General features: G+C 68.3%; 19 protein-coding genes. 7 read left to right on the forward strand and 12 right to left on the reverse strand.

Translation table 11 applies throughout. The features are described from left to right. Positions 1-5: 5 nt before the first annotated feature. From WS96_RS23175 to WS96_RS23195, 5 genes are all read right to left on the reverse strand, one after another. The gene (locus WS96_RS23175; protein ID WP_059835693.1) at positions 6-692 is read right to left on the reverse strand and encodes an HAD family hydrolase; all 687 of its coding nucleotides are present in this window, start codon (positions 690-692) and stop codon (positions 6-8) included. A gap of 189 nt (positions 693-881) precedes the next feature. Further along, complete coding sequence (gene iolG, locus WS96_RS23180) at positions 882-1,868, reverse strand: inositol 2-dehydrogenase (protein WP_059835695.1); 987 nt, start codon at positions 1,866-1,868, stop codon at positions 882-884. A gap of 73 nt (positions 1,869-1,941) precedes the next feature. Further along, positions 1,942-2,769 carry a TIM barrel protein gene (locus tag WS96_RS23185; protein ID WP_059835697.1) on the reverse strand — a complete coding sequence of 276 codons (828 nt, stop codon included), beginning with the start codon at positions 2,767-2,769 and terminating at the stop codon, positions 1,942-1,944. Beyond that, entirely contained in the window at positions 2,766-3,821 is a 1,056-nt protein-coding gene (locus WS96_RS23190; RefSeq protein WP_059835699.1) for a hypothetical protein, read from the reverse strand. Before WS96_RS23190 ends, WS96_RS23185 begins: the two co-directional genes overlap by 4 nt. A gap of 141 nt (positions 3,822-3,962) precedes the next feature. Beyond that, positions 3,963-5,027, reverse strand: a complete 1,065-nt coding sequence (locus WS96_RS23195; RefSeq protein ID WP_059835701.1) for a LacI family DNA-binding transcriptional regulator — start codon at positions 5,025-5,027, stop codon at positions 3,963-3,965. Between the two features lie 165 nt (positions 5,028-5,192). Here WS96_RS23195 and WS96_RS23200 point away from each other — a divergent pair, with 165 nt between their 5' ends. From WS96_RS23200 to WS96_RS23210, 3 genes are read left to right on the forward strand one after another with little or no spacing between them, the layout of a single operon-like run. Then, entirely contained in the window at positions 5,193-6,275 is a 1,083-nt protein-coding gene (locus WS96_RS23200; protein ID WP_059835703.1) for a fatty acid desaturase family protein, read from the forward strand. Positions 6,276-6,311: 36 nt separating this feature from the next. Then, complete coding sequence (locus tag WS96_RS23205) at positions 6,312-6,620, forward strand: non-heme iron oxygenase ferredoxin subunit (protein WP_059835705.1); 309 nt, start codon at positions 6,312-6,314, stop codon at positions 6,618-6,620. Between the two features lie 4 nt (positions 6,621-6,624). Next, on the forward strand, positions 6,625-7,878 hold the full coding sequence (locus WS96_RS23210; protein WP_059835707.1) for an NAD(P)/FAD-dependent oxidoreductase: 1,254 nt from the start codon (positions 6,625-6,627) through the stop codon (positions 7,876-7,878). A gap of 264 nt (positions 7,879-8,142) precedes the next feature. On the opposite strand, the gene WS96_RS23215 is transcribed toward WS96_RS23210, so the two are convergent. From WS96_RS23215 to glpD, 3 genes are all read right to left on the reverse strand, one after another. Beyond that, positions 8,143-8,859 carry an MIP/aquaporin family protein gene (locus WS96_RS23215; protein ID WP_027785355.1) on the reverse strand — a complete coding sequence of 239 codons (717 nt, stop codon included), beginning with the start codon at positions 8,857-8,859 and terminating at the stop codon, positions 8,143-8,145. A gap of 80 nt (positions 8,860-8,939) precedes the next feature. Next, entirely contained in the window at positions 8,940-10,442 is a 1,503-nt protein-coding gene (gene glpK / locus WS96_RS23220) for a glycerol kinase GlpK (protein ID WP_034208322.1), read from the reverse strand. 104 nt (positions 10,443-10,546) lie between these two features. Next, a complete protein-coding gene (glpD, locus tag WS96_RS23225; RefSeq protein WP_059835709.1) occupies positions 10,547-12,070 on the reverse strand; it encodes a glycerol-3-phosphate dehydrogenase in 1,524 nt (507 codons plus the stop codon). A 162-nt stretch (positions 12,071-12,232) separates the two neighbouring features. Between glpD and WS96_RS23230 the strand changes: the two genes are divergently transcribed. Beyond that, positions 12,233-12,601, forward strand: a complete 369-nt coding sequence (locus tag WS96_RS23230) for a hypothetical protein (protein WP_059835711.1) — start codon at positions 12,233-12,235, stop codon at positions 12,599-12,601. Between the two features lie 90 nt (positions 12,602-12,691). Here the strand turns inward: WS96_RS23230 and WS96_RS23235 are convergent, their stop codons facing one another. Beyond that, positions 12,692-12,889, reverse strand: coding sequence for a hypothetical protein (locus WS96_RS23235; protein WP_006477892.1), 198 nt, complete (start codon positions 12,887-12,889; stop codon positions 12,692-12,694). Between the two features lie 301 nt (positions 12,890-13,190). After that, entirely contained in the window at positions 13,191-13,970 is a 780-nt protein-coding gene (locus tag WS96_RS23240; protein WP_034208319.1) for a DeoR/GlpR family DNA-binding transcription regulator, read from the reverse strand. 211 nt (positions 13,971-14,181) lie between these two features. On the opposite strand from WS96_RS23240, the gene WS96_RS23245 reads away from it, so the two are divergent. The 3 genes from WS96_RS23245 (at position 14,182) to WS96_RS23255 (ending at position 17,553) form a co-directional block, all read left to right on the forward strand. Then, the gene (locus tag WS96_RS23245; protein ID WP_059835713.1) at positions 14,182-15,822 is read left to right on the forward strand and encodes a gamma-glutamyltransferase family protein; all 1,641 of its coding nucleotides are present in this window, start codon (positions 14,182-14,184) and stop codon (positions 15,820-15,822) included. Positions 15,823-16,148: 326 nt separating this feature from the next. Beyond that, complete coding sequence (locus WS96_RS23250) at positions 16,149-16,976, forward strand: ferritin-like domain-containing protein (protein ID WP_034208317.1); 828 nt, start codon at positions 16,149-16,151, stop codon at positions 16,974-16,976. A gap of 70 nt (positions 16,977-17,046) precedes the next feature. Next, positions 17,047-17,553 (forward strand): hypothetical protein, encoded by a 507-nt coding sequence (locus WS96_RS23255; RefSeq protein WP_059835715.1) that lies wholly within the window; start codon positions 17,047-17,049, stop codon positions 17,551-17,553. On the opposite strand, the gene WS96_RS23260 is transcribed toward WS96_RS23255, so the two are convergent. Next, complete coding sequence (locus tag WS96_RS23260) at positions 17,547-18,992, reverse strand: DEAD/DEAH box helicase (RefSeq protein ID WP_059822902.1); 1,446 nt, start codon at positions 18,990-18,992, stop codon at positions 17,547-17,549. The two genes, WS96_RS23255 and WS96_RS23260, sit on opposite strands and share 7 nt — an antisense overlap. 137 nt (positions 18,993-19,129) lie before the next feature. Then, on the reverse strand, positions 19,130-20,428 hold the full coding sequence (locus tag WS96_RS23265; RefSeq protein ID WP_034208314.1) for a c-type cytochrome: 1,299 nt from the start codon (positions 20,426-20,428) through the stop codon (positions 19,130-19,132). Between the last annotated feature and the right edge of the window lie 17 nt (positions 20,429-20,445).

The following is a 20,445-nucleotide window of genomic DNA, read 5'->3' on the forward strand; positions in this document are numbered from 1 at the left end:
GCACGTCACCACGGCACGTCGCCGAATTCGCCGCGCATGCCGGCTTCGACGAGCGCCGGCAGTTCGTCCATCCTGCGCATGATCCGCGTGATGCCCATCGCGCGCAGCGCGTCCGCGTAGTTGTCGGGGATGTGGCTCGCGCCGACGAACGCGATCGTCTTCATCCCGGCCGCCCGCGCGGCATTCAACCCCGAAATGCTGTCCTCGACGACGATGCAGCGCGCCGGCGCGACGCCGAGCGTGTGCGCCGCATGCAGGTAGACGTCGGGGTAGGGCTTCGGCCGCGCGACCTGTTCGGAGCTGAACACGCGCTCGCCGAAGATCTCGGTGAGCGAGGCGCGCTTCAGCGAGTTGCGCACGCGCACGAGCCGGCTGTTCGACACGACGGCGGCCGGCAGCGTGACCTTCAGCAGCGCGTCGCGCACGCCGCTGATCGGCGCGAGCGATTGCGCGAGCGCGACTTCGATGTTGTGCTCGATGGTCTCGATGAAGTTGGCGGGCATCTCGACCCCGAAGCGGGATTCGATGCCGGCGAGGAAGCGCGACGTCTGCTGGCCGAATGCCGACTTCGCGGCGGCTTCGAAATCGAGGTTAGGGAACGTGGCGGACAGCGTGTCGAGCAGCACGCGGTCGGCGATGACTTCGCTGTCGACGAGCACGCCGTCGCAGTCGCAGATGAGGTGATCGAGCATGGTGATGAAAACGCGGGATATCGGCGACGCCGATCGATTCGCCATCATACGTGCTTTCGCGCGCGGGCCGCGCGACGTGGCGGCAAATTCGCCCGATGCGGCCGTGCCGGTGCGGCATGCCGCGCCGGTCGTGCCGCCGATCGCGCGGCGGCGGCACGCTTGCCCGGATCGCCGCCGCCGTGTGCTGCGTCACAGCGCGATCGCGTGCCCCGTTTTCCACGACGCCGTCGCGGCTTCGGCCAGTTCGAGCGCGGCGAGCCCGTCGTCGATCGTCGTCCGGACCGGCGTGCCGTCGCGCAGCGCGTCGACGAAATGCGCGATCTCGGCCGCGTATGCGTGCCGGTAGCGTTCGAGGAAGAACGGCTCCGGCACGTCCGTCGCGATGCCGCCCGCGAGCCATGCGCTGACCTCGGTCGGCCGCACGTTGCCGGCCTGGAGCATCCCGTGGCTGCCGAGCAGCTCGAAGCGCTGGTCGTAGCCGTAGGCCGCGCGCCGCGACGTGTTGATCTGGCACAGCAAGCCGCGCCTCGTGCGGATCGTCACGGCGGTCGAGTCGATGTCGCCGGCGTCGCGCACGGCCGGATCGGTCAGGCAACTGCCCGTCGCGTGCAGCGTCTGCGCTTCGTCGCCGAGGAGCCAGCGGAACACGTCGAAGTCGTGGATCAGCATGTCCTTGAAAATGCCGCCTGAGCTGCGGATGTAGTCGGCCGGCGGCGCGCCCGGATCGCGGCTCGTGACGACCAGCATTTCCGGCGCGCCGATCTCGCCGCGCTCGACGCGCGCCTTCAGCGCCGCGAAGGTCGGGTCGAAGCGGCGCTGGAAGCCGATCATGCAGGTCACGCCGGTGCGCCGCACCACGTCCGCGCACGCACGCGCGCGTTCGACGGCGAGGTCGACCGGCTTCTCGCAGAACACCGCCTTGCCCGCGTTCGCGGCCGCGACGATCAGGTCCGCGTGCGTGTCGGTGCTCGACGCGATCACGACGGCCCGCACCGACGCGTCGCCGAGCGCGCGCTCGATGTCGGCGGCTTGCGCGCCATGCGTGCGGGCGAGGGCTTCCGCCGACGGCGCATGCCGGTCGATCACGTACTTCAGTGTCGCGCCCGGATGGCGCGCGAGGTTCGTCGCGTGGATCTTGCCGATTCTGCCCGCGCCGAACAAAGCGAATTCGATCATTTCGTGCTCCTTGGGATGATGCTTTTTCACGATGCGCGCCCGGCGTGGGCCACGCACCGTCACGACCGTGGGCTCAGCGATCCGCCAACTCGCCGCGCACGTAGTCGATGCTCGCTCGCAGCCGATCCTCGATGTCGCCGGCTTCGGCGATCTCGCTCGCGAACGGCTCGAACGACAACGCGCCGCGGTAGCCGCGCGCGAGCAGTTCGCGCAGTTGCCGGATGTTGCCGAGCCGGTCGGCGCCGCCGACCAGCACGCGGTGGCCGTCGCGCATGCGGTCGACCGGCAGGTCGATTTCCTCGACGCCCGAGAGGTGCACGAGGCCCGTCAGGTTCGGGAAGAAAATGTCTTCGCCGGCGAGGTGATGATGGAACGTGTCGTGCACGAGCCGGAACACCGGTTCGCCCGCCGCCGCATAGATGGCCTTCACCGCGTCCGACTTGCGGCGCAGCGCGCATTCCTCGAAACCGAGCGGCTCGATGAAGCCGAGCAGGCCGCGGGCCGCGAGGATCGGCTTCAATGCCTGCAGCGCCGTCACGAGATCCGCATGGCGCGCGTCCGCGCCGCGCGTGTCGCCGCGGCTGTTGGTCGGGCACAGCACCAGCGCACGCGCGCCGCATTGCGCGGCGTAGTCGGCCAGCGCGGTCGCCTCGTCCGCGCGCTCGGCGTTCCATTGCTCGAAGCGCTGCAGCGCGTTGATCGTCAGGATCGTCACGCCGCCGGCTTCGGCCGTCGCGCGTACGGCGGCCGCCGGCGTGCCGTCGGCGAGCTCGACGCCATCGAGATCGTTGCGGATCTCGATCGCGTCGACGCCGAGGCGGCGGCACAGCGCGACGTAGCGGTCGAACGGCAAGCGCGGCGCGCTCATCCGGTTCAGCGAAAAGTGGAAGGCTTGTGTCATCGTTCTGTCCTTGGGGCTCGAGTGGGGCGGGGTCCGGATCGGGTGCCGGCGTGCGCGGCAAGCGCTTGCCAGGCGTCGCGCAGCCATTGCGCGCACGCGACGTTGTTGTCGAAGATCGAATAGCGGGCGCCGCCGCCGTAGTCGGGAAACGGAATGAACTCGCAACTGATCTGTTCGAGCCGTGCCGGCTGGGCGCCAGCGGGAGCCTGCGCGTGCGCCTGCAGCAACTGGCGCAGCGCGGCTTTCCACGGATCGAGCGCCTCTGCACGCCATTCGCCGTGATAGGCGCCCTGCGCGGGTGCGACGAACGGATACTGGATGCCGCGGCCGGGCCTGCCGTCCGCGCGGCGCATCCAGCGGTTGTCGGGGTTGTTCGGCGTCACGCTGCGCGCATGCGCATGCCGGACCCAGCCGCGCGCGATCCAGTCGGCGTAGATCGCGGCGGGCGATGCCGGGTCGAGCATCGCGCGGCCGCCGTCGGCCGATTCGCGCAGGCCCGCTGCGTCGAGTTCGGCGCGATTGCCGATCTTGAACAGCAGGTGCGAATGATCGAGCGTGATCCGGAATGGTGCGCCGGCTTGCTCGACGTGCCGTGCGACGCGCGCCACGCGCGCGAATTGCTCGCTCCACATGTCGACGTGCACTTCGAGGCTCGGCAGGCAGCCGACCGGCTCGCCCCATGCGTAGGCGCGCAGGTAGAAATCGGCGACTTCGCGATCCGACAGCGGATGGCCGTCCGCGTGGTGCGCGAACAACTGGCAGTTGAGCACCGTGCTGCCGAAGCGGGCGCCTGCCGCGACGATCTCGGCGACATGCGCTTCGTCGCGGCCCGCGCGCCAGATGCCGCCGATCACGCGAATCGGCAGCGCGTGGCGGTCGACCAGCGCGAAATACGGCGACAGGTCCTCGCCGCGCACCGGGTTCTTTTCGACGTAATCGAACACGCCGGCGGCGGCGACCATCCGGAAGCGCTCGGCGGGCGTGAGCGGCGGCAGCCCGTCGTGCTCGAGCACGCCGTCGAGGTTCACGCCGATGAGGATCGGTTCAGCCATCGTCTCCTGTCCGTCGTCTATCGATGGCTGACCACTGTACGGATGCGCGGCGCGGGCTGCATGACAAACGTTGACGAAAAATCGCCAATGCGGCGATCGATTTTTTTCGCCGCGAGGCTGCGGCACGCCGTGCGGCGCGATTCACGCGTGCAGGTACGCGCTCGTTCTCACGTTCGCCGGACAGAACACGCGGAATTCGACCGGGTCGTCCGGCGGCGGCTGTTCGACGATGCCGCACGCATGCAGCACGTGCTGCAGCGCGGAAAGCGCCTGCCCGTCGGGATCCTGATCGATCGCGAGATCCATCGCGCCGGCTTCGATGAAGGTGCGGTGCAGGTCGATCATCTCGTGGCCGATCCACACGACGCGCCCGATCGCATCGGCCTTGCGCAGCGCCGCTTCGATTCCGGCCGACCCGGCGCCGCTGTTGTAGATCGCGACCACGTCGTCGTGCGCCTGCAGCGCCTTCGACACCGCGCGGTAGCAACGGTCGTCCTGATCGAGCGTCTCGACCGGCGCGTCGTCGCAGCGCAACGCGGCGAACGCGTCGGCGAGCTGGTCGCGGCAGCCGGCCATCCGGTCGGCGTGCGCGCGGTAGCCCATCCGGCCGCCGAGCAGCAGCACGCGGCCGGGGCGCGCCGCGAGTCGGCCGATGTAGTAGCCGGCCGTGCGTCCGGCGCGATAGTTGTCGATGCCGGCAAAGTGCGCGCGGTCGATGCCGCCGATGTCGGTGACCATCGTGACGACGGTCTCGCCGCGCGCGATCGCGCCGGCGAGCGCGTCGCGCATGCGGGCCGTGTCGTGTGCGGTGACGATCAGCGCCGCGCGCCGGTACGCGGGCCGTTCGATCAGCGCGGCGGCGCGCTCGTCGTCGGCGGCGGGCAGGATCGTCCGGTGCACGACCACGCGCCGGTCGAGCATCTGCAGCGCGCGCGCCAGCGCCTGCTGCAATCGCCGGAAGAACGGCGCGTCGGTATCGGGCAGCAGCACGTCGACGTGGATCAGCCCGTGCCGCGTGTCGGGCAGTTGCCGCGGCACGCCGAGCTGCCGAGCGGCCGCCACCACGCGTTCGCGCGCCTGCGCGGAGACGCTGCCGCGTTCGTTCAGCACGCGGTCGACGGTCGTCGTGCTGACGCCGGCGAGCGCCGCGATCTCGTCGAAGCGCGCGGTGCGCTTGCGCCAGCGCGGCCCGGATTCACCTGCCATGGTCGTCTCCATCGTGGGGGGCGCCATCGATCGCGTGGCGTTGTCGGCAACGCTAAAGCGATGGCGAAATTTCGTCAACGTTTCGATTGAGGCGGGGCGGCCGCTCGCCTAATTTCGGTGTTGTTGCGAAGCGCTTGCCGCGCACGAGAACCCGAGGAGACAGAAGTGGCCCATACCGACGACCCGGCACGCGCGCGCACGGCAGCGCGCCGTCAGGAATACAGAATGATCGGCGGCGCCGGCGAGCGCGCGCACGCGGCCGGGCTCGTCAACGCCGCGTGGTACCGGTGCGCGGTGCCGCGGCCGTTGATGAAGCAGCTGATGCAGCGCGGCGATGCGCGTGCGATTCGCGACACGGCGATCTGGTACGCGGCGATCGCGATCAGCGGCGCGCTCGCGTGGCTGGCGTGGCGCGCGCAGTCGGCGTGGGCGATCCCGGCGTTCTTCGTGTACGGCACGCTTTACTGCAGCCCGGCCGATTCGCGTTGGCACGAATGCGGGCACGGCACCGCGTTCCGCACGCGCTGGATGAACGACGTGCTGTACCAGGTCGCGTCGTTCCAGGTGTTCCGTCGCGCGACCGCATGGCGCTGGAGTCATGCGCGCCATCACACCGACACGCTGGTCGTCGGGCGCGATCCGGAAATCGCCGCGCCGAAGCCGACCGACTGGCTCGCGCTCGCGCTGAACGTCGTCGCGCTGAAGCACGTGGCCGGCGAGCTGCGCAAGATGCTCGCGGTGTCGGTCACCGGCCGGCTCGACGACGAGGAGCGCACCTACGTGCCCGAATCGGAATGGCCGAAGGTCGTGCGCGAGTCGCGCATTCATCTCGCGATCTACGTGCTCGTGACGGGCGCCGCCGTGTACTGGCGCACGATCCTGCCGCTGCTCTACATCGGGCTGCCGAGCCTCTACGGCGCATGGCTGTATCTGTATTTCGGCCTCACGCAGCACGCGGGCATGCCGGAGAACGTGCTCGATCATCGGCGCAACTGCCGGACCGTGATGATGAATCCGGTGTTCCGCTTCCTGTACTGGAACATGAACTATCACGTCGAGCACCACATGTTCCCGATGGTGCCGTTCCATGCGCTGCCGAAGCTGCACGAAGCCGTGAAGGCCGACATGCCGCCGCCGTACCGCAGCACGCTGGCCGCGTATGCGGAGATCGTGCCGGCGCTGGTCCGGCAGACGCGCGACCCGTCCGACTACGTCGTGCGGCCGGTGCCCGGTGCCGCGCGCGCCTAGCAGTTATCGATTATCCCGACGAAGGAGACACGCACCATGACGCAATGGATCGACACCGGCGCGTTCGACGACATCGACGACGAAGACGTCGCGCGCTTCGATCATGCCGGCCGCACGTACGCGATCTACCGGATCGACGGCGAGGTTTATGCGAGCGACGGCCTGTGCACGCACGAGCACGTGCATCTCGCGGACGGGCTCGTGATCGATCACGTGATCGAATGCCCGAAGCACAACGGCCGCTTCGACGTGCGCGACGGCCGGCCGCTGTCGGCGCCCGCGTGCGAGAAGTTGCGCACCTACCGGGCGAAGGTCGAGGACGGCCGCATCCTGATCGAGGTATGACGCGATGACGGGCGACGGGGTGATGGCGATCGTCGGCGCGGGCCATGCGGGCGGCCGCGCGGCGCAGGTGCTGCGCGCGTCCGGCTGGCGCGGGCGCATCGTGCTGATCGGCGCGGAGCCGCATTTGCCGTACGAGCGGCCGCCGTTGTCGAAGGGCGTGTTGACCGGCGAGCGCAGCGCGGCGCAATGTCGGTTGCGCGATGCCGACGCATGGGCGGCCGATCGTATCGAGCGGATCGTCGCGACCGTCGAGCGCATCGATCCGCGCGCACGCGAAGTGCGCATGTCGGGCGGGCACGTGTTCGGCTACGACGCGCTGCTGCTCGCCACCGGCGGCCGCGCGCGCCGACTCACGATTCCGGGTGCGCGACTCGACGGCGTATTCGCACTGCGCACGCTCGACGATGCGGCCGCGCTCGGCGCGCGGCTCGTGCCCGACGCGCGGATCGTGCTGATCGGCGGCGGCTTCATCGGTCTCGAAGTCGCGGCGTCGGCGCGGCAGCGCGGCTGCCGCGTGACCGTGCTCGATGCGGCGCCGCGGCTGCTCGGCCGCGCGGTGCCCGAGCCGATCGCGGCACGCGTGCATGCGTTGCATGTGCAGCGGGGCGTCGCGATCGGCCTGAACCGCCGGCCCGTCGCGATCGCACGCAGGCCGGACGGCGCACTGGCCGTCGTGCTCGACGACGGCGACACGCTGATCGCCGATACCGTGGTCGCCGGCATCGGGATCGAACCCGCGGACGAGCTGGCGCGTGCGGCGGGCCTCGCCGTCGATCGCGGGATCGTCGTGAATGCGCGGCTCGAGACGTCGGCGCCCGGCATCTATGCGGCCGGCGATGTCGCGGTGTTCCCGAGCGGGTCGTCCGGGCGGTTCGTGCGTCAGGAAACCTGGCACGGTGCCGAAACGCAGGCACGCGTCGCCGCACTCAACATGCTGGGTGCCGACGAACCGTATCGCGACAAGCCGTGGTTCTGGTCCGATCAATACGATGCGCAGCTGCAGGTGGCCGGCGAACCGGCGTTCGGCGAGCGCACGGTCGCGCGCGTGCTCGGCGAGGACGCCGAGATTCATTTCCACTTCGACGCGAGCGAGCGGCTCGTCGCGGCGAGCGGCTTCGGCCGTGCAGCGGGATTCGCGAAGGAAATGCGCGTCGCGCGCATGCTGGTCGAGCGCGGGATCGACGTGACGCCGGGCGCGGTCGCGGATGCGACGGTGAAGCTGAAGTCGCTGGTATCGGCCGCGAGCGATCGGCGGTGACGCGCTGCGGTGCCGGCCCGAGCGCGGCCTCAGGCGGGTCGACAGCGACGAAAACGGCGACGAAGACAGAGACGAAGACGGCGATGAAGACAGCGACGGCCGACGACAGGCATCCGACGACGACCGACGAGCGCCGACAGCCGACGACGACGACGTGAGAATGAAGCGGGGGGAAGAAGCGGGGGGAAGAAGCGGGGGGAAGAAGCGGGGAGCGCGGCAGCGCGCGGCAACCGCTGCCGCGCGCAAACCCGGGCGAAACCGCGATCAGATCGTCGCGTGCAGGTGCAGATACAGGCCGGCTGCCGCGGCGCCGCCGAGCAGCGGGCCGACGACCGGCACCCACGCATAGCGCCAGTCGCTGTCGCGCTTGCCGGGAATCGGCAGCAGCGCATGCATGATGCGCGGCGACAGGTCGCGCGCGGGGCTCATCGCATAGCCGGTCGGGCCGCCGAGCGAGATGCCGATGCCGAGCACCAGCAGGCCGACGGGCAGCGCGTCGAGTGCGCCGAGGCCGACCTGCGGCGACGCGAGGTACAGCACGCCGAGGATCAGCACGAACGTGCAGATCGCTTCGGTCAGCACGTTGTGCGTGACGCTGCGGATTGCCGGCGCCGTGCAGAACACCGCGAGCTTCAGGTCCGCATCCGCTTCCTTCGCGAAGTGCTGGCGATACGCGAGCCACACGAGCAACGCGCCGGCCATCCCGCCGAGCATCTGCGCGAGCACGTAGCCGCCGACTTTCGACCACGCGAACTTGCCCGCGAGCGCGAGGCTGATCGTGACGATCGGGTTCAGGTGCGCGCCGCTGAACGACGCGGTCACGTAGACGGCGACGAATACCGCCATCGCCCAGCCCATCACGATCACGATCAGGTCCGCGCCTTTGCCCTTGGTCTTCGCAAGCAGCACGTTCGCGACCGCGCCGTTGCCGAGCAGCACGAGGATCGCCGTGCCGATGAATTCCGCAATATAAGGTGACATGTTGTCTCTCGTAGAGTGCGGCGGACTCGCGCGCTGCGCGGTCCGCCGGTGTTGTTGTATTTCGTTCGACGGTGTTGCGGTTACTGCGTGTCGTCGGCCCATGCCTTCGCGGCGCGCACCGCACGCTGCCAGCCGGCCATGCGCTGCTCGACCTGCTCCTTCGGCATCGACGGCGCGAAGCGGCGATCGAGCTGCCACTGGTCGCGCACTTCGTCGAGGTTCTTCCAGTAGCCGATCGCGAGGCCCGCGAGGTAGGCCGCGCCGAGCGCGGTCGTCTCGGTGATCTGCGGACGCACCGCGTCGACGCCGAGCAGGTCGGCCTGGAACTGCATCAGCAGGTTGTTCGCGCTCGCGCCGCCGTCGACGCGCAGCTCGCCGATGCTGATGCCCGAGTCGGCTTCCATCGCGGCCAGCACGTCGAGCGACTGGTACGCGATTGCATCGAGTGCCGCGCGGGCGAGATGCGCGGCGCTCGTGCCGCGCGTGACGCCGAACACCGAGCCGCGCGCCCGTGCGTTCCAGTGCGGCGCGCCGAGGCCGGCGAAGGCGGGCACGAGGTAGACGCCGTCGGTATGCGGCACGCTGGCTGCGAGCGCCTCGATTTCCGCGGCCGTCTTGATGAGGCCCACGCCGTCGCGCAGCCACTGCACGACCGCGCCCGCGATGAAGATGCTGCCTTCGAGCGCGTACTGCACGTCGTCGCCGATCTGCCACGCGATCGTCGTGACGAGGTTGTTCTTCGACTCGATCGGCTTGTCGCCGGTGTTCATCATCAGGAAGCAGCCGGTGCCGTAGGTGTTCTTCACCATGCCCGAGGTCGTGCACATCTGGCCGAACAGCGCGGCGTGCTGGTCGCCGGCGATCCCGGCGAGCGGGATCTTCGACGCGAACACGGTGGTCTTCGTGTGGCCGTAGATCTCCGACGACGCCTTCACTTCCGGCAGCATGCTGCGCGGGATGTCGAGCAACTCGAGCAGCTCGCCGTCCCACTCGCGCGTGTGGATGTTGAACAGCATCGTGCGCGACGCGTTGGTCACGTCGGTCACGTGCAGCTCGTGCTTCGTGAAGTTCCACACGAGCCAGCTGTCGACGGTGCCGAACGCGAGCTTGCCCTGGCGCGCCTTGTCGCGCGCGCCCGGCACGTTGTCGAGGATCCAGCGGATCTTCGTCGCGGAGAAGTACGCGTCGATCGGCAGGCCGGTCTTCGCGCGCACCTTCGCTTCGAGGCCCTGCTGCTTCAGCGAATCGCAGAAGTCGGCCGTGCGGCGATCCTGCCAGACGATCGCGTTGTAGACGGGCTGGCCCGTCTCGCGATCCCAGACGATCGTCGTTTCGCGCTGGTTCGTGATGCCGATCGCGGCGATCGACGTGCCGTTCAGGCCCGTGCGCGTGACGGCTTCCGCGGCGACGCCGGCTTGCGTCGACCAGATTTCCTGCGGGTCGTGCTCGACCCAGCCGGGTTGCGGGTAGATCTGTTCGAATTCCTTCTGGGCGATCGATACGATATTGCCCTGGCGATCGAACAGCATCGCGCGGGAACTCGTGGTGCCCTGGTCAAGCGCGAGGATGTACTGGTCCTGCATGTCTCTCATCTCCATCCGTGGATTGGCTTAGTTGTGATGCGCGCCGCATGTGGGCGGCGCGTCGGTGAGTCAACGTCGGTCAGGCAACTGCAACTGCATTCGAATCAGGCGTGCGGCGCATGCGCGGCGGCGAACCATGCGTCGACCGCGGCGGTCACCGCATCGAGCGTGCCGGGCGCGACGTGCAGCCCGAGCTTCGAGCGCCGCCACAGCACGTCCTGTGCGCAGGTCGCCCATTCGGCGTCGCGCAGGTAGCGCAGTTCCGCGTCGTGGATGCCCGGCGCGATTTCGGCGCCCAGATCGGCCAGCGACTTCGCGCCGTCGATCACGCGCTCCGCGCGGGTGCCGTACGCACGCGCATAGCGGCGCGCGAGTGCGGCGGGCAGCCACGGATGGCGTTTCGCGAACGCGCCGGCGAATACGTCGAACTTCGCGTTCGCGATGTCGCCGCCCGGCAGCGCGACGCCGGCCGTCCAGGTCTTCGCGTCGCGGCCGAGCGCGCGGCACAGCATGTCGCCGGCTTCTTCCGCGAGCTTGCGGAACGTCGTGATCTTGCCGCCGAACACCGACAGCAGCGGGGCGCCCGCGCCGTCGTCGAGCTCGAGGCGATAGTCGCGCGTGACGGCCGATGCGTTCGCCGCGTTCTCGTCTTCCAGCAGCGGGCGCACGCCCGAATAGGTCCAGTGCACGTCGGCCGGCGAGATCTTGCGCTTGAAGTAGCGGTTGATCGAATCGCACAGGTACTGCGTCTCGTCGCGATCGATCGCGACCTTCGCGGGATCGTTCGTGTATTCGACGTCGGTCGTGCCGATCAGCGTGAAATCGTGCTCGTACGGAATCGCGAAGATGATCCGCTTGTCCGGGTTCTGGAAGATGTAGGCGTGATCGTGATCGAACAGGCGGCGCGTGATGATGTGGCTGCCCTTCACGAGCCGCACGCTGTGATGCGCGCCGCGGCCGAGCGCGCCGTGCAGCACTTCGCCGACCCACGGGCCGGCCGCGTTCGCGATCGCGCTCGCATGCACGACGCGGATCGAACCGTCGGCCTGCTGCAGCCGCGCTTCCCATGCGTCGCCGCGGCGCTCGGCGGAAACGAGCTTCGTGCGCGTCAGGATCTCGGCGCCGCGCTCCTTCGCATCCATCGCGTTCAGCACGACGAGGCGGGCGTCGTCGACCCAGCCGTCGGAATACACGAAGCCGCGCTTGATCGAGTCGATCAGCGGCGCGCCGGCCGCATGGCGGCGCATGTCGATGCCGCGCGAGCCGGGCAGCAGTTCGCGTTTCGCGAGGTGATCGTAGAGGAACAGGCCGATGCGGATCAGCCAGGCCGGGCGCAGGTTCGGCATGTGCGGCATCACGAAGCGCAGCGGCCACATGATGTGCGGCGCCGCGCGCAGCAGCGTTTCGCGCTCCTGCAGCGCCTTGCGCACCAGCCCGAACTCGTTGTACTCGAGGTAACGCAGGCCGCCGTGAATCAGCTTCGTGCTGGACGACGACGTGTGCGACGCGAGGTCGTCCTGCTCGCAGAGCATGACCGACAGGCCGCGGCCGGCCGCATCGCGCGCGATCCCCGCGCCGTTGATGCCGCCGCCGACGACGAGCAGATCGTAGCGATTCGGTTGGGTCACCTGCTGTCCTTATCGTCTGTTGAAATAGGGCGAACATGAAATGTTCGAATTCGAAATTTAACGAACGAAATCGAAAAAGTAAAGTTCGAAAAAGCGGGGCCAGTAGCGCGTCCGCCGATCCCGGACGATACTGGCGGAATCGACCGTTTTGCGAGGTGAATCATGCGTATTGGGATGTGGGCCGGCGTGGGCGCCGTCCTTCTGGCGGGGTGCAGCGCAGGGATGCCGCCGCTCGCCGGCAACTGGCGGGCGCCGTCGTTCGTCGACCTGCAGACGTCGTGCGGCGGCGCGGCGCGCGACTGGGGCGCGGACGCGCAGCCGGTCTACTCGACGCTGTACGACGCGTACGTCGCGAAACGGTATCGCGGGCTGACCGAGGCGAACTATTGTGCGTTCGTAAACGAACTTTCGACCCACTATGTGGCGCCCGACGCGGCGGCGCGCGCCGGCTGGATCGCCTATTTCAATGGGGCGCGCGCGCAGGCCATCAGCTGGCGGGCGGCGGTCGATCCGACGCTGCGCGGCGGCTGATGTCGACGGCGGCGAACGGCGGGCAGGCGGGAGGCCGGAACGAACGCGCGGCCGGAGTCCGGCCGCGCGTTCGGGTCAAAGCGGCGGGGCTTACGAATAGCGGTACTTGATGGATCGCAGCGCGGCGTCGCCGGTCTCGGTCACGCAGTATTTGCGTCCCGAGCCGAGCCCTTCCAGGCGGACGAGCTGTTGTTCGAGCAGGATGTCCAGTTCATCCCGATCCATGTCGCGCTGATCAGGCGCGTCCTTCACAAGCAAGAGCGTGGCGAATTCATGCGGACTCAGCATCGTTCTCTCCATGGCAATCGGACTGCCCGCGCGGCCGGCGCATACGCCGCCGCGCGATACCCCGCGAGGGTATGGCTTGGGGGGAAAAGCTGCATTCGCCGGCCTGCGATTCGCACCGCCCTGGCACAGGCGGATCGGCGAACGGGCCGGGGAACTGGAGTCTAGTCGAGTGCGCAGGCAACGACAAATCGTGCCCCGTTAATTTTCCGTTTGACAGAAGGGCCCGCCGCGAGCGGTCCGCGCGCGGCGTCAACTTCTTGATTTCACTTGAAGTTTCAGGTGCGCTGCAGCATCGCGCGCGTCATTCCGCGACGTACACCTGGGTGCCGGCGGCGGCCACCGTGTCGGCCATGTCGGGCGGCAGCGGCTTGTCGGTGAAAAGCGCGTGCACCTGGCTCAGATGGCCCTGGCGCACGAGCGCCGGGCGGCCGACCTTCGAATGGTCGGTCACGAGGTAGACCGTGCGTGCATGCTGCATGATCGCCTCGGCGACGCGCACCTCGCGCGTGTCGAAATCGCGCAGCGTGCCGTCGGCCTCGATCGCCGACGTGCCGATGATCGCGTAGTCGACCTTGAACTGGCGGATGAAGTCGATCGCGAGCTCGCCGACGATGCCCTTGTCCCACGGCCGCACGATGCCGCCCGTGATCAGCACCTCGCAGTCGGGGTAGCCGCTCATCATCGACGCGACGTTCAGGTTGTTCGTGATCACGTGCAGCCCGTGATGGCGGTTCAGCGCGCGCGCGACTTCCTCGGTCGTCGTGCCGAGGTTGATGAACAGCGACGCCTGGTCGGGGATGTGCGACGCCGCGAGCGCCGCGATGCGCCGCTTCTCGTCGTGGAACATCCGCTGGCGCGCCGTATACGACACGTTCTCCGAGCTGGTCGGCAGGCTCGCGCCGCCGTGGTAGCGGCGCAGCAGGTTCAGGTCGGCGAGCCAGTTCACGTCGCGGCGGATCGTCTGCGGCGTCACCGCGAAATGCGCGGCGAGATCGTCGACGGTCACGAAGCCGTCGCGCTGCACCCATTCGAGCAGTTCCTGCTGGCGCGCGTTGAGGGTGAGGCGGGGATCTCGGGTCATGGCTCGATGGTCGGGTCGTGAGACGGAGCGGGTATTGTAAGGGCGGCAACGGCGTTCGGCCGGCCAGCCGGCCGTCCGCGCACATGATTCATGTAGAAATTGCATGGATTCATGTGACAAATGAATTTGTGCGATTGCGCTGATCGCGCTGCAATGGCGGATTGCCCGCTCGCGCGGGCGCGTTCATTCGGCTTTCGACGAGGTGGTATCGATGACTGATTTCAACTGGCACAACCCGTATCCGTCGACCCGCATCCCGGTGTTCGCGCGCAACGTCGTGTCGACGTCGCACCCGCTTGCCGCGCAAGCCGGGCTGCGGATGCTGTGGAAGGGCGGCAACGCGGTGGATGCGGCGCTGGCCGCGGCCGCCGCGATCACGGTCGTCGAGCCCGTGTCGTGCGGGCTCGGCGGCGACGCATTCGCGCTCGTGTGGGACGGCGAGCGGCTGTCCGGGCTGAATGCATCGGGCGTCGCGCCGGCCGCGTGGAACGTCGACTACTTCCGCAAGCGCCATGGCGCCAACGCCCGCGGCATCGCGAACCAGCCGACGCGCGGCTGGGACACCGTCACCGTGCCGGGCGTGATCGCGGGCTGGGAAGCGCTGCACGCGAAGTTCGGTTCGCTGCCGTTCGCGGACCTGCTCGAGCCGGCGATCGAGATCGCGGAGCGCGGCTATTCGGTGTCGCCGATCGTCGCGCACAAGTGGGCGGCGGCCGTTCCCGAACTGCAGGGCCTGCCTGGCTTCGCGGACACCTTCATGCCGCGCGGCCGCGCGCCGCTCGTTGGCGAACGCATGTGCCTGCCCGGTCATGCGCAGACGCTGCGCACGCTCGCGAAGGACGGTGCGCGTGCGTTCTACGAAGGCGTGCTCGCCGAGCGTATCGCCGCGTTCGCGCGCGAAGGCGGCGGGGCGCTGACCGAAGCCGACTTGCGTGCGTATCGGCCGGAATGGGTCGAGCCGATCGGCAAGCGCTTCGGCCGCCACACGATTCACGAGATCCCGCCGAACGGGCAGGGCATCGCCGCGCTGATCGCGCTCGGCATCGCCGAGCACGCGGGCGCGACCGAATGGCCGGTCGACTCGGTCGATTCGCAGCATCTGCAGATCGAGGCGATGAAGCTCGCGTTCGCGGACGTCTATCGCTACGTCGCCGATCCGCGCGCGATGGACGTCACGCCCGAACAGATGCTCGACGACGCCTATCTCGCGGAACGCGCGAAGCTGATCGATCCTGCACGCGCGACGCACTTCGCCGCCGGCCGCCCGCATTCGGGCGGCACGATCTACCTGTCGGCGGCCGACGAATGCGGCATGATGGTGAGCTTCATCCAGTCGAACTACATGGGCTTCGGTTCGGGACTCGTCGTGCCCGGCACGGGCATTGCGCTGCAGAACCGCGGGCATGGCTTCTCGATGGACCCGGCTTCGCCGAACGTCGTCGCGGGCGGCAAGCGGCCGTTCCACACGATCATCCCGGCGTTCGTCACCGAGGAAGCCAACGGCCGCACCGAGGCCGTGATGAGCTTCGGCGTGATGGGCGGCGACATGCAGCCGCAGGGCCATCTGCAGACCGTCGTGCGGATGCTCGGCTATGGCCAGCAGCCGCAGGCCGCGTGTTGCGCGCCGCGCTGGAAGGTCAACCGCGACTTCACGCTCGACGTCGAGGCGACGATGAACCGCGCGACGGTCGACGCGCTGACCGCCCGCGGCCACACGATCAAGTCGATCGACGATCCTTACATGGATTTCGGTTCGGGGCAGTTCGTCTGGCGCCTCGATCCCGACGATCCGGAGCGCGGCTACGTGGCCGCGAGCGACAGCCGGCGCGACGGGCTCGCGGCCGGTTTCTGACGGATCGCTTCCGATCTTCTTTGCAGTTGTCCAGCTTCACGGGCGGCCGAATGGCCGCCCGTTTCGTTTGAGGCGGCGCATGCCCTCGACGCTGCGCAAGCGGTTTGAAGGCCTCGTCTAACGAACGGCAACGGACGCGGTGGAACTGCGCCTGTCGGGTATGGTCAGTGCTTTGGAGCACGAACGTCAAAGTCCGGCTAAGATGCCAGGATGGTTCGGCCGGACCGATTCACTATAAACGCATGTAAAACGCCGCCTGCGGATCGGCTGGCGCCTGTGCCCCGGGCATGGGCCGGCCTCCGCGCGACGACTGGGAGCGCACCACCATGGACACCAAAACGACGCATGTGATGCCGTGGCGTATCGAGGACATCGACCTGAACCGGATCGATCGTCAGCGTGCCGCCGCGAACGAGGACCTGTTGTTGCTGCTGTGCGCATCGTCGTTCATCGAAAGCGGCTCGGATCTCTATACGAGCAATCTGAGCGAATTCTTCAATGACGATCCTGAAGTCTCCGCATGGCTCAACAATGCATGGGAGCACGAAGAATTGCAGCACGGCCGCGCACTGAAGGCGTACATCGCGCACGTGTGGCCCGAGTTCGACTGGGATACCGCCTTCGCGAATTTCTTTGCCGAGTATTCGAAGACCTGCTCGGTCGAGGCGTTCGAAAAAACCCGCGCGCTTGAAATGGTCGCACGCTGCGTCGTCGAGACGGGCACGGCCACGCTCTATCGCGCGATCAACGAATGCTCGGATGAGCCGGTGCTGAAGGAAATCACCGACAACATCCGCACGGACGAAGTGCGCCACTACAAGCACTTCTTCAAATTCTTCAAGAAGTACAACCAGGTCGAAGGCAACGGCCGGCTCGCGGTGCTCGGGGCCCTCGCGCGCCGCGTGATGGAAATCAAGAACGAGGATTCCGAGATCGCGCTGCGCCACGTCTTCGCGATTCGCTATCCGGACCGCGTCGGCGACAGCCAATACAACCGCGAGCGCGCCGCGCGCATCAGCAGGCTCGTGCGGCGCAACCTGTCGGCCGACATGTGCGTGAAGATGCTGCTCAAGCCGCTCGATCTGCCCGCGAAGATCCAGCCGGGCGTCCACTATCCGCTCACGAAGATCACGCGGCACGTTTTCCTGCGCTGATCGCCGCGGCGCGGCCCGTCGCGCGCAGGCTGGCGCATCCTTATCCGACCCGCACCGGGGCCACGCCATCATGACCGATACCCATCGCCACGCGCTCGAACAATGGACGTTCGACGCGTGGCCGTCCGCCGTCGTGTCGTTGTTCGACGGCACCGCACTCGAACGTCATGCCGATATCGCCGCGTCGCTGATCGTCGCGACCGACGACGGTCAGTTGCGCACGACGCTGCTCGGCGTCGGCGAGATCTATGCACACGATGCGCGCACGCTGCTGATCGCGCTCTGGCCGCAGTCGCGAGCGGCGCGCGCGATCGCGCAACGGCGCACGGCCGCGTTGACGCTCGTCGCGGACGGTGCGTTCTTTCAGGCGCAACTGGAGATGGTGCCGCTCGAAGGAGACTTCGGCGGACTGGCCGGATTCGCTGCGACGATCGCGCACGGCGATGCGCAGCGGGTCGGCTATGCGCGTCTCGCGACGGGTATCACGTTCACGCTGGAAGGGGAGCGCGCCGCGGTGCTCGCGCGCTGGCAGCGCCAGATCGAGCACCTGCGGCGCGCGGCCGCGCGGCTTCAGTGACCGCGCTGGCCGCTGCGCGACGAACGGTTGCGGTTCGCGTGCGCCGCGTTGCCGCTCGCCGGCCGGGCGCCGTTGCCGCCGCCCGCCGGACGTCCGCCGCCGTTACCACCGGCACCGCCTTGCGTGCGCGGCTTCGCGGCCTTCTGCGGTGCCGCCTTCGGTTGCGCGTTGCCGTCGCGTTTCGCGGCCGGCTGGCCTGAGCCGCCTGCGCGCGGCTGGCGATTGCCGCCGCCACCACCGTTGCCGCCGCGCGGCTGTTGCCCGCGGCGCTGCTGGATCGGCTCCGGCTTCGCGTTCGGATCGGGTTCGAAGCCCGCGATCACTTCCTGCGGGATCTCGCGCTTGATCAGCCGCTCGATGTCGCGCAGCAGCAGCTTCTCGTCGACGCACACGAGCGACACGGCTTCGCCGGTCGCACCCGCGCGGCCCGTGCGGCCGATCCGGTGCACGTAATCCTCGGGCACGTTCGGCAGGTCGAAGTTGACGACGTGCGGCAACTGGTCGATGTCGATCCCGCGCGCGGCGATATCGGTCGCGACGAGCACCTGCAGCGTGCTGTTCTTGAACTCGGCCAGCGCGCGCGTCCGGGCCGACTGACTCTTGTTGCCGTGGATCGCCATCGCGCTGATGCCGTCCTTCGTCAGTTGCTCCGCCAGCCGGTTCGCACCGTGCTTGGTGCGCGTGAACACGAGCACCTGGAACCAGTTGTGTTCGCGGATCAGGTGCGTGAGCAGCTCGCGCTTGCGGTCGCGGTCGACCGGGTGAATCTTCTGCGCGACGCTCTCGGCGGTCGTGTTGCGGCGGGCGACCTCGATCAGCGCGGGCGAGTCGAGCAGGCTGTCGGCAAGCGCCTTGATCTCGTCGGAGAAGGTGGCCGAGAACAGCAGGTTCTGGCGCTGCGGCGGCAGCTTCGCGAGCACGCGCTTGATGTCGTGGATGAAGCCCATGTCGAGCATCCGGTCGGCTTCGTCGAGCACGAGGATGTCGAGATCCGACAGGTCGATGGTCTTCTGCTGCATGTGGTCGAGCAGGCGCCCCGGCGTCGCGACGACGATGTCGACGCCGCGCTTGAGCGCATCGATCTGCGGATTGATGCTGACGCCGCCGAACATCACGGTCGAGCGCAGCTTCAGGTACTTGCTGTACGCGCGCACGCTTTCCTCGACCTGGGCGGCGAGTTCGCGCGTCGGCGTGAGGATCAGTGCGCGCACCGCGCGCTTCGCGCCACGGTGCTCGGCATAGAACGTGTGCAGGCGTTGCAGGATCGGCAGCGTGAAGCCGGCGGTCTTGCCGGTGCCGGTCTGTGCGCCGGCGAGCAGGTCGCCGCCGCCGAGGACGGCCGGGATCGCCTGCTGCTGGATCGGGGTCGGCGACGTGTAGCCGAGCTCGTTGACCGCCTTGACCAGCGGTTCGGCCAAGCCGAGAGATTCGAAAGACATAGATACCACTCTTGAGTTTTATGATCGGCGATGCGTCGCGCGGCCCGCGCGGCAAACCTGCATCGCAAAACAGCCAAAAAGCAAAAGGGCGCGGCCGCGGTTTCCCGCAGCCGCGCCCCGTGTGTGTGAGCCGCTTCTTAGTCGAGCGGCGCGGAACGCAGATCGCTCACCTGTTGCGGCGAGATCGGCGTACCGTTGTTACCCCAAGACATCCGGATATACGTGACGACCGCCGCGACTTCCTGGTTCGACAGCGACTGTGCGAACGGCGGCATCCCGTACGGACGCGGATTCTTGAACGTGCTCGGCGGGTAGCCGCCATTCAGCACCATGCGGATCGGGTTGACGGCCGATTCCATCATGATCGAGTGGTTGCCCGCGAGCGGCGGATAGGCCGGCGGCTTGCCGGCGCCGTTTTCGGCGTGGCAGGTCGCGCAGTTGTCCGCGTAGATCTTCTTGCCCTGGTCGAACAGCGCGTTGCCGAACTGCTTCGACGGCTCGTACTGCATGTTCTTCGGGGCTTCGGCCTTCTGCGGGATCGACTTCAGGTACGTCGACATCGCGCGCGTATCTTCGTCGGTCATGTACTGCAGGCTGTTGTGGACCACGTCCGCCATCGGGCCGAACACCGCGCCCTTCTGCGACACGCCGGCTTGCAGCAGGTCGGACAGCTCCTGCACGTGCCAGTCGCCGAGACCGAGTTCCTTGTCGTTCGTCAGCGACGGCGCATACCAGTTCTGCAGCGGGATCAGGCCGCCGGCGAACGCCGACGAGTTCACCGGGCCGCCCATCATGTTGATCGACGTGTGGCACATCGAGCAGTGGCCGAGGCCTTCGACGAGATACGCGCCGCGATTCCATTCGACCGACTTCGTCGGATCCGGCTTGTACTCGCCTTCCTTGAAGAACAGCGTGCGCCAGCCGATCAGCAGGTTGCGGTTGTTGAACGGGAACTTCAGTTCGTGCGGACGGCTCGGCACCGACACCGGCGCCACCGAGCGCAGGTACGCGTAGATCGCGTCCGAATCGGCGCGCGTGACCTTCGTGTAGCTCGCGAACGGGAAGCCCGGATAGAGCAGGCTGCCGTCCTTCGAACGGCCGGTGTGCATCGCGCGGTAGAAGTCGTCCGACGTCCACTTGCCGATGCCGTCCTTGTCGTCCGGCGTGATGTTCGGCGTGTACATCGTGCCGAACGGCGTCGCCATCGGCAGGCCGCCCGCGAACGGCTTGCCGCCGCGCACGGTGTGGCACGCGATACAGTCGCCGACGCGCGCGAGGTATTCGCCCTTCTTGATCAGCGCGGCCTGGTCGGCCGGCGTGGCCGCGACGGCGGCAGCGCCGTGCAGCGTGTCGTTGCCCGGCCACAGAACCGGCACGAGGGCGGCGGCCGCGATGATCGCGACGGCCGAGAGTGCAAACAGGGACTTGCGTTTCATTGTGTCTGTCTCCCTTG

Origin of the sequence: Burkholderia sp. MSMB1835, from assembly GCF_001526365.1 — a bacterium.
GTDB lineage: Bacteria > Pseudomonadota > Gammaproteobacteria > Burkholderiales > Burkholderiaceae > Burkholderia.